This is a genomic window from Maridesulfovibrio sp., assembly GCF_963676065.1.
GTDB lineage: Bacteria > Desulfobacterota > Desulfovibrionia > Desulfovibrionales > Desulfovibrionaceae > Maridesulfovibrio.
In genome coordinates, this window is sequence record NZ_OY780933.1 from 732477 (window position 1) to 746316 (window position 13840).

Here is a 13840-nt window from a genome sequence, read left to right on the forward strand (position 1 = left end):
AGGGGCTACTACCCATTATACGATTACCGATAGAAAGGGGCAAGCAGTAAGATCTTTTTTACGGTCCTAACAATATTTACTGTATTCGCATTTTATGAGACAGTCCGCCCATCAAACCATTTTTAGGGAAACCATCATGCCCGAAATTATTCTCATTCAAATATCCGGCGCGGACAAACCCGGCCTGACCTCAGCTCTGACAGGGGTTCTGGCTGGCTACGGCATTGATATTCTGGACATCGGACAGAGTGTAATCCACAGCCAACTGGTGCTTGGCATACTAATCCGTATTCCGCCGGAATCGGAGTCAGCCCCTGTACTCAAGGACATTATGTTCAAAGGGTACGAGCTGGGGGTAAACGTTAAATTCAAGCCTACCCAGTCCGATAAGTACATGGCGTGGGTGAATGAACAGGGAAAACCAAGACACATTGCCACCCTTGTGGGTAACAAGCTCACCGGTTCCCATATTTCAAGAATTACAAAAATTATCGCGGACAACGGATTGAACATCGATATGATCCATCGACTCTCCGGACGTATTCCCATGAACGGTGAGCCTGCACCGAGACATGCCTGCGTTGAATTTTCCGTCCGCGGAATCCCAGAAGATCTGGATCGCATGCGGTCCAACTTTCTGGAAATGGCAGCTGAAGATCAGGTTGATATAGCTCTGCAGGAAGACAATGTGTTTCGCAGAAACAGACGGCTGGTGGCTTTCGATATGGACTCCACCCTTATCCAGACGGAAGTTATCGATGAGCTGGCCAGAGCGGCTGGTTCCGGTGAAAAAGTCAGCCGGATTACCGAATCAGCCATGCGCGGGGAAATCGACTTCAAGGAAAGCCTGCGTCAGCGTCTGGCAACCCTTAAAGGACTGGACGAATCTGTAATGGAAGAAATCGCACGCAGGCTGCCCATTACCGAAGGGGCCGAACGGCTCATCACCAACCTGAAAAAATTCGGCTACAAAACAGCCATCATCTCCGGCGGATTTACTTATTTCGGCGAAAAGCTGCAGGAAAAGCTGGGTGTGGATTACGTCTACGCCAACCGTCTTGAAATCAAGGACGGAAAGCTGACCGGCGGAGTCATCGGCGACATTGTGGACGGAGCTAAGAAAGCGGAACTATTATGTAAGATCGCGGAAAAAGAAAAGATCAGCCTGCAACAGTCCATTGCCGTGGGTGACGGAGCAAACGACCTGCCCATGCTTTCCATTGCCGGGCTGGGTATCGCCTTTCACGCTAAGCCCAAAGTCAAGCAGGATGCCCGCCAGTCCATCTCCCATTTCGGTCTTGATTCCATTCTTTACCTGATAGGTTTACGCGACAGGGATACGGATTAAGGCTCCCTGCTTTTTTACAGCATGTATTAAAAAAAGAATCCCCGGAAAGTACAACCTTCCGGGGATTTTTTCATGCCTTATTTTTGCTGATCCGCCTTTAACTGTCCACAGGCGGCTTTAATATCCTGCCCCATGGATCTGCGGATGGTGGCGGTTATTTTTTTATCCCAGAGATACTTTTCAAACGCCAGCACCTTATCTCTGGCCGGAGCCTTATAGAGCGGCTTGTCGCCGGGATTGTAAGCAATCAGATTAACCTTGCAGCGACGGTGCCCGAGTAATTTCACCAATTGTCTGGCGTGTTCAATGGAATCATTCACCCCGCCGAGGAGCAGGTATTCGTAAGTTACCTTTTCCCGGGGCTTGAGCGGAAAACGGTCCATGGCGGCCAGCAGATCTTCAATATGTGTCTTGGCCGCTTTGGGCATGATCTTCTCACGCAGTTCCTGAGTGGGCGCATGCAGCGATATGGCAGGAAGAGTAAGCCCGGTTTCACCCAGTTCTTCAAGCTGCTTGACGAAACCGACGGAAGAAACTGTTATCCGCCGGGGCACAAAGGAAAGTCCGTCGGGATTATTCAGGTTACGCAAAGTACGTATGAGATTATCAAGGTTGAGCAAAGGTTCGCCCATACCCATGAAAACCAGATTTTTGAGCGGATCAAGACCGTTTTCCCGCAGATATTTGCGACCAGCCAGAACCTGCCCAAGCATTTCGGACATACTCATGTTGCGTTCAAAGCCCATCAGCCCGGTATTACAGAAGGTGCAACCCATAGCACAGCCGACCTGAGTAGACAGGCACTGGGTGTAACGCCCTTCCATGGGGATAAGCACGGTTTCCACCAATGCTCCGTCATTCAGCCTTAAGAGAAGCTTGATCGTTCCGTCTTTACTGGTCTGAACCACGTCCACCTGCGGATGGTTGATAACCGCCTTGCTCTTCAGGTCTTCACGCAAATTTTTAGCGAGGTTGGTCATGGAGTCGAAATCCGCAACCCCCTTCTGCCAGAGCCACTGCCAGATCTGATCGGTGCGGAAACGCGGTGCCTTAAGTTCCTGCGAGACAAATGTTTCAAGCTCGCTGTATTCCAAATCAAGTATATCTATCATTATTTCATTTTACCCGGATTAAAACGGACAATATAAATCTTGGTTGCCACCCATTTAATAGTCAACAATTCCATTTCCTCTACTTCCACAAAATCTTTTACCATTGGCGGCAGAGAATCAATGAAAGGTTTCAGTTGATAATAATCAATGGACGAAAGCAGCAGCACCGCATTCTTGAATTCGGTGTTCTTCAGATACTGATAAACGGGGTATTTTTCCGCGTCCGGATGTTCTTGTTTAAAAAGATCAGCAGCGATATCCGGAGTAGCTAGAACCTGCATCAGGTCGCCGGAACGCGCTTCGGAACCGAGCGAGTACATGCAGCTTTCATCCTTGGCAAGCTTTTTAAGGTAATAGACCACATCCGGAAACAGCTTGATAAAGAAAGGACGGTGCAGAACGAGCGTGCTTTCATCTGAAAATTCACTAAGCCTGTCAGTAACGGCCTGTGCGAGTATGGGCATGGGCCTGTTCTCGGTCAGGGAGTTATAGGAAGGCAGAGCCCGATAATAAAAAGGCATTATCGCTGTGATGGCCAGAGAACCCACTAGAATATGAAGTGCAGGGCGTTCCGACTGCTTGATGCTCACAACCAAAAGCACAAGAAAAAAGGCTCCTAGAGCAATAAAAAACGGAAACATCAATTCCATGTACTGGCCTACAGGCACCCGGTCCGCAAGGTTGACCGATACACTCATTGATTTGAAAGAGCGGTAACCAAGCATAGCCGCCATGGATAAAATCCAGACAAACCCCATTTCGAAAAGGGTGCGATACATCTTATCCCGCTTTGCATTGACCAACCAGTCGCAGACCAGAATGGAAAGGACAGGCAGCACCGGAAGCATGTAGCGGTTCGATTTCAGTTTGAAAAGCAGGGTAAATACCAGCAGATAAACCAGAAAAACGCAGGCCATAAACACATATTTTTCGTTAAACTTTTCCCGGACAGAACGCCAGATGCCGTAAACAGTCCCGAATACGTATCCACCCCACGGGAAGAAAATCACGGTCAGGGTATCAAAGTAAGGGTCTAGGCTGCCCAGCTTGCTAGCCAGCTTAGAACTTGTAGAAGCGGTGTTATGAAAAAACTGGCCCACTAAACCTTGAGTGTAATCAAATCCGCTGCTCAGCCATGCAAAATACAACCAAAGAAAAAAGGGAACACACCCGGCAAGGAACCATAAAAGCAGAATATTGCGTTCCTTCCACTTGGCCGCAACGAGCCCTTTTATATTGAACGCGGAAAGAAAAGAAACAGGCTCCCCTGCTTCATGTTTTCGGCTCACGTTGTGGCGAATTCCAACTGCCAGCGCAAACCCGGCCATAGGTAAAAAAGCGAAAGGCCCCTTTGCCAGTACTCCCAGAGCGGTTAGAATCGCCCCGCCAAAGGCCACGCGATATCTTCTGTCACCAAGGTAATACAGCATATAAAAATACGTAGCCCAAGTGACGCAGCAGGCAAAGACAACATCCACTTTCATCATCACAGCCATGAACTTGAAAAGGACGGAACTCTGCAGGATCACCCCGGCCAAAAGACCGGTGGCAGGACCAAATAATTTGCGGCCGCTTAGAGCTGTGCCCAGCACCATGAGAACGGAACAGATGATTGTAGGCAAACGCAGCAAACCAAGAGTACCGGAACCGAAGTTCCTCAGTGAGGAAAGCCATGCAAAAGGATACATAACCCAATAAGTAAGCGGGGGTTTCTCCATTCGTGGAATGCCGTCAAACATCGGAGCCAGCAGATTACCGCTGTGGAACATCTCATAAACCGCGCGGGCATACTTGGGTTCATCAATGTCGTAAAAATAATTCAGCCATGTTCCGTAAAAAGAAACCGTAGCGGAAAAGATAAGGAGTAAACCGAGCAGCAGAAGCCAGTTTTTGCGGCAAAATCCGTTTATGTCAGATTCGTATTTATTTTCCATATGATGTAATCCAATTGCTATTGTTTTTCCTGTGCAAAACTATATAAGCCCTGCAAGTGCTACCCACTACCAGAGATCGCCCGGCAAGTCGAAACCCTGGGGACTGGATTAAATGAACGTGATAGGATACTAATTTAACATATCCTACTTAAATTTATCATGAGGCTGCGATGCGTTTTTCATTATTGGCAAGACTACTTTTTCTAGCGGTTATTTTTTTCATGCAGCCCGCAGCGGCCAAAGCCTCTCCTCCGCTCTTAGCAATCGGCAGTTTCCTTACCCCTTCCGGTATACCTTCCACTGAATTCAGAAATTTTGTTGAACAAAAATTAATTGAATCGGGCTTTAGCTGCGCTAATTGCACTGAAGATCACCGGAAATCAAGATACTCCCTTTCCGGTCTGATGGTAAAAAATGATAAAGGAACATCTTTCTCTGCCCTGCTGACCGATAATTTCCATCTGGAACCAGATGTTTTTATTAAAGGTAAACAGATGGGAGGCATCTCATCGGAACCTGCGGCGGCAAAGCTCGCCGATTCAGCTGCAAAACTCATTGCAAACCAGTCTGTTGCTTCTATTGAAGTTAACGGTGACTCCCGGCTGACTCCCAACGCAGTCATGGCTTTGGCCCAGATTGTGCCCGGAGAAAAAGCCACCCCGCAAAAAATTATTGCCGGACGGATAATTCTTGAAAATTGCGGACTCTTTGAAAAATCCAGAATCTACCTGACTCCGGACCCGGAAGGCCGCAAAGTAAAAATTTCCGTAACCGAAAGGGAATCAATTGTCCCGGGAACAATGCCCGGACCTGGTAAAGTCATGCTGGATAATATCCTTGGCCCTCCGAATGCCGATCTTCCCGAATTTCCAGCCGTTCCCGACGCAAAATTCACTGAATTACATAATGGAACAAGCGCCGGATATCTGGCCTACAGGGCCGAGGACATCATCGCCCGCTTCAGTCATGAGGAACAGGATTTCGGTGTGGAAGATGTAAAAGAACTGGTCGCTGTTGCAAATGCGATCAGGAACAAAATAACCCGCAATGATTCACCTTGCCGGGACATGTGCATAATCATGCTGAAAATGTGTTCCATGCTGGATTCTAAAACCATCCACACCATTACGGAAGAATTACGATCGGGCATGGAATTGAATACTGCGGGTTCAGACTCACTGGAAAATAATCTGCAACGCATTGAATTCTTGACACAAGCCTACAGCTCTGCACGGGAAGCACAGCTTATACTGACTTCCCGGATATTCCATGACCGAATTCATTCCCCGGTGGTCCCCTGGATTCTGTTTTCATTAGGCCAGCAGGATCTCAAAGCAGAAGACATTACCCGAGCCGCTCCTCTGCTGAACGGTGCGATCTCTGTTTCTTCTTTGCCGGTATCCCCGGAAATGCTACTGACCGCTGCCAAAGCACAATACAGCAACCTTGACTGTGAAGCAGGTTCCGCCGCCACCGCGCAGCTGAAACCACTGCTGGCCGACCCTGATCTGGACAACGAACTGCGCAGGCAGATTCAATCCCTGTCCCGACTGGACGGACTGTGCGATACGGCCACCTCCATCACGGACAAAGACAGCTTCGAACGGCAACTTCAAAAGGGAGACGCGCTCATCCTTCTGGACAGACCCGATCTGGCTGAGCCTATTTTCCACAAATTGCATGGCATAGAACCCGATGACGCACGCCCTTTCACGGGATTCGCCCGTCTTGCATTCCAGCGTACGGACAACCTGCTTTCAGTACGCCCCTATCTGGAGCGGGCCGAACACCTGCGCAACAAGGACCGTTATTTTTATGAACTGGCCCTTGCCTATAAGATTGAACGCATTACCGAGGAAGCCCTGCCGACAATAAAAATTAACGGTCGCAACTCCGAAGAAGCATCAGCAACCAGATTCCTGCTGCCCAAGACTCTTGAATACGCTGCCGGATATGAAAAATACAACCCTGCACAGGCAAATTTGATTAAAGCCGGGGTCAATGTGCTGGGAGAATGGCTGGCTTATCCTGTCATGACCGCAGAAGAAGCTTTCCAGAGCATGTTTGAACTGAGTCAGGGCCTTGAAAAAGAAATGGGAGAGCTTCAGGAAATACTTTCAGCGGAATTATATTTTTCCAGCTTCGCAGCCGACAAAGAAGAAGCGGACAGGCTCATATCCCGTCCCCTATCAGTAAAATCAGAACTTGAAACCAGATTCCTGCAATTGAACCTACTGATCCGCGAAATGGCTTTAAACCCATGCCCGGAAATTTTCAATGCATTGAAGCAGGCAGGCAAATCAAGCTTCTCTGATGCCACAAACAGGGAAAAAGCTGTAATCCTGAAAGCAGACGCTCTGGCAATAGCTGGCTTGTACAGCAATTCAACCGAAACACTGGAACGTGCAGGATCGCTTTATACACTTGCTTTAGATTTAAACAGCGCCAACAAAGGCAGGGTGCTCAACAATCTGGCATGCGTAAACCTTGCACTTGGCCGAATAGGCGAAGCGGATGATCTATATGATGAAGCCGTGGACATTTCCCCGGAAAAACCGGAAGTAGTTGAACTGGGGAAAATATTATCTTCTCTTTCAGGAGATGAAAGGCAAACGGCGCTTGATGAATTTGCAAAAAGAACTCATTGGACCATCAGCGGAAAAAAATCCGCAGGAGAGACCGCAGAGTCTTACGTCAGCAACGCCACTTCAGAAGAAATCCCTCAAAGGATGGACACTGTCCTGCTAGACGAAAAAAGAAGTATTTCAAGCGGGTACGACAACTACATCGGTCTGTGGATAAACTTTAACTACAACAGCAACATATGGTTATTGCCATCTTTACCGAACCTGAACATCCAGCCGCGTTAATCAGGAGCAGTCTTAATCAAGGGATTCAAGCGTCATCTCCAGCTCTTCGGCCATAAGTCGCAAAGGCTCGACACCGCCTGTAATACGCATGATCTCAATCAGAGTTTCGGCACCTAGTTTGGCTTTTCTATCTTCAGGATTAGCCTCACGGGCAAGGGTCTTGGGAGATTTGCCAAGCTTTTCAGCCAGCTCCTCCAATGAGACCGGTCCGTTGAGAACCAGATCCTGAATAGCTTTTTCAACTTTTTCTGACATTGTTATTTAACCTACTGCATTAATCGATTTTTTGATCTAGTCAGATCTATTAAACCAAAACCGAAATCCATTCAACGAAATTGCATCCGGTTTTCTGAGTGCTAAGATTATTTTAAATATCATATATAGTTATTGTTAACAGCTCAACATTGTCACAACATTGTAACAATGCCACATACAGCTAAAAACCACACATCGCAAACATCTCCTTTACTTTCAAACACTTAAATAGCAAAACAACTTTTGTAACAAAACTTGACCTAACTGTGTTAACATGCTTGTTACTCCCCTGTGACAAAAAGGTAGATCTATTTCTGTTCAGGAGCATCCTCAGGGAGGACTTTTTTTTGCCTAAACAATCACTGCATATGAGAATTCTGCTCTGGGGCTGGGGTATAATGTTATGCACCCTGCTGCTGACCTTCTGGTTTTACTATGGCACCGTCTCAGATGAGTTGACCGCCTCCAGCCGGCAGAATACTTCCCGACTTCTGAATTATGTACGTTGGAAAATCAGTCACTCCCCGATAAAACCAGGTTCTACAGATTTTCAACATGAAATCAACGAACTCGGATCACATCTCAATATCCGCATTACATATATTAAAAACGGTAAGGTCCTAGCAGATTCCAAAGTGAAGGCCGCCCGGATTCCTGAACTTGATGACCACTCCAACCGCCCGGAGGTTCTCGCTGCCGAAGCCAGTGGAACCGGTAAGAATATCCGCTACAGTAAAACCCTTCAGACGCGCATGCTCTATGTCGCGCAGGTTATGAATGAACAAGGGGAATTCCTGCGTCTGGCTATGCCCTACTCAGTGATCAGCGAAAGGCTGGACAAGGTAATGCTCCATGTCACTGTCCTGCTGGTGCTGCTCGCTTTAGGGGCAGCCATTCTACTGGTATTTGTGGGTAAACGGACCACCGCCGCAGTCAAGGAGGTCTCCGCCACGGCGCAAGCCATCGGAGAAGGTGACTACAGTAAGCGTATACGGGTCATCCCCGGAGGCGAATACGAGCCCATGGCCGAATCCATCAACACCATGGCCAAAAAGATACAGGGCCATATCCGTATTATAGAGGATCAGCGCAACCAGCTTGACGCCATGTTTGAAAACATGACCGAAGGGATTATGGTCCTTGATCCGCAAGGAAAAATTGAATCGGTCAATAAATCAATGACCGAATTGATCCCTGACACACAGAATTTCATCGGCCGTGCCCCCCTTGAGGTCATGACCAAACATGAAATTCAGGACGCAGTGGATAAAATCATCAGGCACGACAGCGAAAAGGATTCTGATTCACTCATTGTCGATCTCGCTGACGGGCGCTCCATGAATGTGACCGTATGTTCCTACAGGGATTACAAAAATCGTCGCAAACTTATTCTGGTTTTCCATGATATAAGTGAAGTAAGGCGTATAGAAAAAATCCTTCGTGACTTTGTTTCCAACGCCTCCCACCAGCTGCGCACACCATTGACCAGCATTAAAGGCTATTCGGAAACTCTGATTGACAACCCGCCCCAAGATCAAAAAATTCTGACAAATTTTCTTAAAACAATCCGTGATAACGCTGACCATATGTCTAAGGTCATCACCGGAATGTTTGCCCTTGCCCGCAGTGAGTATTCTGGGAAAAAACTGCGTGCGAGACCTACAAACCTGCAAAAAAGCATTGCTTTGAGCACGGCAAACCTCCAGAATCTCGCGGAAAACAAAAACATAAAATTGAGTAAAGAGGAAATTCCGCTGATTCATGTCACCGGAACCAGCGAAGGTCTGGTCCAGATTTTCGACAACCTCATTGAAAACGCTATCAAATACGCTCCCGAGCACACTGAAGTTGCTGTCCAGGCTGAAATTGACGCAGACTTTGCTATAATCAAAGTCGTCGATGAAGGTCCGGGCATAGCACGAGCGGACAGGGAACGCATTTTTGAAAGATTTTTTAAATTGGATGAAAACGCTGTAGGACATGGCAGTTCCGGTCTGGGACTGGCCCTGTGCCGCAGCCTTGCAAGAAACTTCAACGGCGACATCTGGGTGGAAAGCCCGGTTGACGCGGCAACGGGTACCGGATCTTCATTCTGTGTGAAACTCCCGGTAACAGCTGAACAAGCTTATGAGTCCGGGCAGGACTCATAATAAGGGGATTATCTTTAATGGATATTTACGATCTGTTTTTTTACATGTCCCTGTTTGCTGGATTCATGATGGCTTTCAATCTAGGCGCTAACGACGTGGCCAACTCCATGGCCTCCGCAGTAGGCGCCAAAGCTATCACAATTCGGCAGGCAGTATTCATCGCAGGGACCCTGAACTTTGCGGGAGCTGTTTTCCTCGGCTCGCATGTAACCGCAACGGTCAGCAAAGGAATCATCAACCCGGCGGCTATAGCCGATCCTAAAATCATCATGATCGGCATGTTCTCGGCATTGCTGGCTGCAGGATTATGGGTATTAATCTCGACGCTAACGGCCCTGCCGGTATCCTCCACCCACTCCATCGTGGGAGCCATTCTGGGTTTCGGACTCGTGGCCGGCGGACCGGACGTGGTCAATTGGCTGAAAATGGTCGGAATTGTGATGTCATGGATTATCTCTCCGTTTTTCGCAGCCATCATCGCCTATGCAATTTTCACCCATATCAGGAAAACCATCCTTTTTAAAAAGGACTTCATCTATCAGGCTAAAAAATGGGCTCCTATCTGGATGGGACTTACAGTCTTGCTGATTTCCCTTTCTTTCCTGTATAAGACTCCCATAGGAAAAAGTCTGAAGCTACCTTTTCTGGGTTCTCTGGCTCTCGGGTTTGGAATCGCCGCCGCGGTCTGGTTCGCCGGCCGTCTGGCTATCAACAAAATTGTGGGAGACCCTGAAGAAGGCGCTGAAGCCGTGGAAGCCACTTTCCGTAAACTGCAGGTTGGTACTTCCTGTTACGTGGCTCTATCACAGGGTGCCAACGATGTTGCCAACGCCATTGGTCCGGTTGCAGCTATTTACCTTATCTCCAAGGAACATATGCTGACAGCTCAGGCTGATGTCCCAATCGGTCTGTTGATTATGGGCGGACTCGGAATCGCAATCGGTATTTCCCTTATGGGGCACAAGGTTATGGGCACAGTAGGTGAAAAAATCACCGTACTGACCAACACCCGCGGATTTGCAGTTGACTTCGGGGCCGCTTCAACCGTACTGACAGCATCCAATCTTGGTCTGCCGGTATCATCCACCCACGCAGCGGTAGGAGCGGTTGTCGGTGTTGGACTTGCCAGAGGGTTTTCTGCAGTCAACTTCAAAATTCTCGGCAAAATTGTGCTATACTGGGTACTAACAGTCCCCATTGCCGCTATAACAAGCATAACAATTTTCAGCCTGCTTAAATGGGCTTTCATCTAGATAAAACAAGGAGAACATTATGCACTTTCGTCTTCCTTTCTTAGGCCTTATCGTAAACAAGAACCCTATGGACGGGCTGGTTAAACATTACGACAAAATCGCCGAATGCATCCACATTATCAATGATTCCGTTGAGTGCTACGTTGCCGGAAATGACACCTGCCGTGAATTCAGCGAACTGATCGAGCAGATTGATACTGTTGAAGCACAGGCAGATAAAATAAAACGTTCTATCCGCAACCATCTTCCGCACTCCATGTTCATGGCCGTGGATAAAGTTCTGTTCTTCAACTACACCCGCAGTCAGGACAACGTGCTGGACTTCGCACAGGAAGCACTGCACTGGCTGGCTATCCGCAAGGTCGCCATCCCTGCTGAATATCAGAAAGACCTGATCCTGCTGCTCTCCGAGGTTAATGACACCACGACCAGCCTCGGCCCCGCGTTGAAGGCAACTATCGCTCTGGATGAAGGAAAATCCATCGACCGTGAAGGTACCAAGAATAAGTTCCGCAAAGTCCGCAAGCACTATGCCCGGTCCATGGAACTGCGCAAAGAGCTGTCTACCCGTATCTACAATTCTGATATGGATTTCAAAGACATCTACCAGCTTACACATTTCGTAGACTGCCTTAATGAAATGGCACATCAGGCCGAAACCTGCGCCGACATGCTGCGGGCTATGATTGCAAGGTAATATTTCCCTAGCGGAAGACCTTAGCGACAGGATTTCAGAATATAAAAGCCCCGTCCGTTCCTTATCAGGCACCGGCGGGGCTTTCTTTTTTTAATTTATATAGAACTGGGAACGTGATCAGCCCAGCTCAGTCCTCTTGATCTTACCGCTGGAAGTCTTGGGTAATTCGTCTCTGAATTCCACACTGCGCACTATCACGATGGGTCCAAGCTCATTGCGGATATGCTCCTTTAATTCACGGTGAAGGTCATCGGACTCGACCACGCCATGATTCAAGGTCACATAACCTTTGACGACCTGTCCCTTGATCTTATCCGCAACTCCGACCACAACCGCTTCCGCAACATGCGGATGACGAGTCAACGCGCATTCAACCTCAGCTGTTCCGATGCGGTGTCCTGAAATATTTAGAACATCATCAGCGCGGCCCTGAATCCAGAAATACCCGTCTTCATCCTTGCGGGCCACATCCCCGGCGTAGAACATACCCGGCATGCGCTTCCAATAATGGGCCATCACCTCTTCACGATCCCCGAGTACATCGCTGAACATGGCCGGCCATGGTTTTTTGATGACCAGATATCCGCCCTTGCCCTCAGGTACTGGATTACCTTCGGCATCGACCACATCGGCATCAATACCGGGTAGAGGACGGGTTACGGAGCCGGGCTTGAGTACGGAAACGGGCATAGGGCTGATCATGATCATTCCGGTCTCGGTCTGCCACCACGTATCCAGAACCGGACACTGGCCCTTGCCGATATTCTCGTACATCCAAAGCCATGCTTCGGGATTGAAAGGCTCGCCCACCGCCCCGAGGATACGCAGTGAAGAAAGATCATGCTGGTCCGGATAACGGTGCCCGAAACGCATAAGCGTCCTGATCTGCGTTGGCGAGGTATAAAAAATGGTAACACCATATTTGGAAACAATATTCCAGAGACGGTCAGCCTGCGGGTAAAGGGAATGCCCCTCGTACATAACAGTAGTTGTCCCGGCCAGCAGCGGTCCGTAGACAAGATAGCTGTGCCCTGTAATCCAGCCGGGATCTGCGGAACACCAGAAAATATCTGTAGGCTTGAGATCAAAAACCCATTTAAAGGTCCGGTGAACCCCGACCATATATCCGCCATGGGAATGAACCAGCCCTTTGGGTTTACCGGTGGTTCCCGAAGTATGCAGAATAAAAAGGGGATCATCCGCGGCCATAATTTCAGCAGGAGCGTGTGGGCGTTCATGCCGTACAAGGTCTTCGTACCAGTAGTCACGGGCGGAATCCATATTCACGTCCACATTGGCCCGGTGGACCACAACCACAGACTCAAGGGCCTCCGCCGGATTATCCAGCAACGCACGGTCAACTTCTTCCTTGAGCCGGATAACCTGCCCGTTGCGATAAAAACCATCTACCGTAACCACCACACGAGGGTTGATCTCACGGACCCGCTCCCGCAGCAAGCGGGCGGAAAACCCCGAAAAGACCAGAGAATGCACGGCCCCGATCCGGGCACAGGCCAGCATGGCTATGACAGTTTCCGGGAGCTGGGGCATATAAAGGACAACCCGGTCCCCTCTGCCTACTCCCAGTGCCTTGAGTCCGTTGGCTAAACGGTTTACGGCCCGGTAAAGCTCAAAATATGTGTATTGACGGGAATCCCCCGGTTCACCTTCCCAGATCAAAGCCAGCCGGTTCTTGTTGACGGTCTCGATATGGCGGTCAAGGGCGTTGTAGACAATGTTGCAGCGTGCCCCCTTGAACCAATGGTAATTGGGGGCATCGGAAATATCGCAGACCTGTTCCCATTTGGTGAACCAATCCAGCTCTTCAGCGGCTTCTTCCCAATAAGAACAGAGATCAACATCAGCCAGTTCCCGCGCGGCACGCAGGTCCTGCGGGTTAACCGTAGCTTCGATAAGCATCTGGGGCAGAGGGCGAAAAACCCTTTCCTCGTGCAATAGGCTGTCCAGTGTTTCCTTATGATCCATATCTGCCTCCGGAGGCCTCGCGGGGGCGCCCTGCCGGGGGCCTTAAACCTTTTTTGAAAAAGAGTTTAAGAATCCCAAAACTTTTTAATAATTTTAATTTGTCGATTAACTCAACGAAATATTTTTCACTCTTCAGCATCGCCCGGAACCTTGGCCCCTTATGGATTCCAAAGAGGATAATCCTCTTTGGCCGTCGGAGGTCTACATGGTACAAGCTAAGCAATCGCTTTGGTTT

The 13840-nt window shown here is 48.8% G+C and carries 9 protein-coding genes; 5 read left to right on the top strand and 4 right to left on the bottom strand.

The window, feature by feature from the left end; all coding sequences use genetic code 11:
* Nucleotides 1-136: 136 nt before the first annotated feature.
* Nucleotides 137-1348 carry a phosphoserine phosphatase SerB gene (gene serB / locus ACKU35_RS03220; protein WP_319763084.1) on the top strand — a complete coding sequence of 404 codons (1212 nt, stop codon included), beginning with the start codon at nt 137-139 and terminating at the stop codon, nt 1346-1348.
* Between the two features lie 77 nt (nt 1349-1425).
* Here the strand turns inward: serB and rlmN are convergent, their stop codons facing one another.
* Together rlmN and ACKU35_RS03230 are read right to left on the bottom strand one after the other, a co-directional pair.
* Nucleotides 1426-2460 (bottom strand): 23S rRNA (adenine(2503)-C(2))-methyltransferase RlmN, encoded by a 1035-nt coding sequence (gene rlmN / locus ACKU35_RS03225; protein ID WP_319763086.1) that lies wholly within the window; start codon nt 2458-2460, stop codon nt 1426-1428.
* Nucleotides 2460-4394, bottom strand: a complete 1935-nt coding sequence (locus ACKU35_RS03230; protein WP_319763088.1) for a glycosyltransferase family 39 protein — start codon at nt 4392-4394, stop codon at nt 2460-2462. Before ACKU35_RS03230 ends, rlmN begins: the two co-directional genes overlap by 1 nt.
* 170 nt (nt 4395-4564) lie before the next feature.
* On the opposite strand from ACKU35_RS03230, the gene ACKU35_RS03235 reads away from it, so the two are divergent.
* A complete protein-coding gene (locus tag ACKU35_RS03235) occupies nt 4565-7264 on the top strand; it encodes a tetratricopeptide repeat protein (RefSeq protein WP_319763090.1) in 2700 nt (899 codons plus the stop codon).
* Nucleotides 7265-7276: 12 nt separating this feature from the next.
* Here the strand turns inward: ACKU35_RS03235 and ACKU35_RS03240 are convergent, their stop codons facing one another.
* On the bottom strand, nt 7277-7519 hold the full coding sequence (locus ACKU35_RS03240; protein WP_319763092.1) for a phage regulatory CII family protein: 243 nt from the start codon (nt 7517-7519) through the stop codon (nt 7277-7279).
* Between the two features lie 347 nt (nt 7520-7866).
* On the opposite strand from ACKU35_RS03240, the gene ACKU35_RS03245 reads away from it, so the two are divergent.
* The 3 genes from ACKU35_RS03245 to ACKU35_RS03255 are packed head-to-tail and all read left to right on the top strand — an operon-like array spanning nt 7867 to nt 11619.
* Nucleotides 7867-9669 (top strand): ATP-binding protein, encoded by a 1803-nt coding sequence (locus ACKU35_RS03245; protein WP_319763094.1) that lies wholly within the window; start codon nt 7867-7869, stop codon nt 9667-9669.
* A gap of 17 nt (nt 9670-9686) precedes the next feature.
* Nucleotides 9687-10922 (top strand): inorganic phosphate transporter, encoded by a 1236-nt coding sequence (locus ACKU35_RS03250; RefSeq protein ID WP_319763096.1) that lies wholly within the window; start codon nt 9687-9689, stop codon nt 10920-10922.
* Between the two features lie 19 nt (nt 10923-10941).
* Nucleotides 10942-11619, top strand: a complete 678-nt coding sequence (locus ACKU35_RS03255) for a DUF47 family protein (protein WP_319763098.1) — start codon at nt 10942-10944, stop codon at nt 11617-11619.
* A 117-nt stretch (nt 11620-11736) separates the two neighbouring features.
* Here ACKU35_RS03255 and acs read toward each other — a convergent pair whose 3' ends face one another.
* A complete protein-coding gene (gene acs / locus ACKU35_RS03260; protein WP_319763100.1) occupies nt 11737-13605 on the bottom strand; it encodes an acetate--CoA ligase in 1869 nt (622 codons plus the stop codon).
* Nucleotides 13606-13840: the final 235 nt, after the last annotated feature.

Coding starts and splice junctions, on each gene's coding strand:
- serB (WP_319763084.1), top strand. CDS start 137: ATGCCCGAAATTATTCTCATTCAAATATCCGGCGCGGACAAACCCGGC.
- rlmN (WP_319763086.1), bottom strand. CDS start 2,460: ATGATAGATATACTTGATTTGGAATACAGCGAGCTTGAAACATTTGTC.
- ACKU35_RS03230 (WP_319763088.1), bottom strand. CDS start 4,394: ATGGAAAATAAATACGAATCTGACATAAACGGATTTTGCCGCAAAAAC.
- ACKU35_RS03235 (WP_319763090.1), top strand. CDS start 4,565: ATGCGTTTTTCATTATTGGCAAGACTACTTTTTCTAGCGGTTATTTTT.
- ACKU35_RS03240 (WP_319763092.1), bottom strand. CDS start 7,519: ATGTCAGAAAAAGTTGAAAAAGCTATTCAGGATCTGGTTCTCAACGGA.
- ACKU35_RS03250 (WP_319763096.1), top strand. CDS start 9,687: ATGGATATTTACGATCTGTTTTTTTACATGTCCCTGTTTGCTGGATTC.
- ACKU35_RS03255 (WP_319763098.1), top strand. CDS start 10,942: ATGCACTTTCGTCTTCCTTTCTTAGGCCTTATCGTAAACAAGAACCCT.
- acs (WP_319763100.1), bottom strand. CDS start 13,605: ATGGATCATAAGGAAACACTGGACAGCCTATTGCACGAGGAAAGGGTT.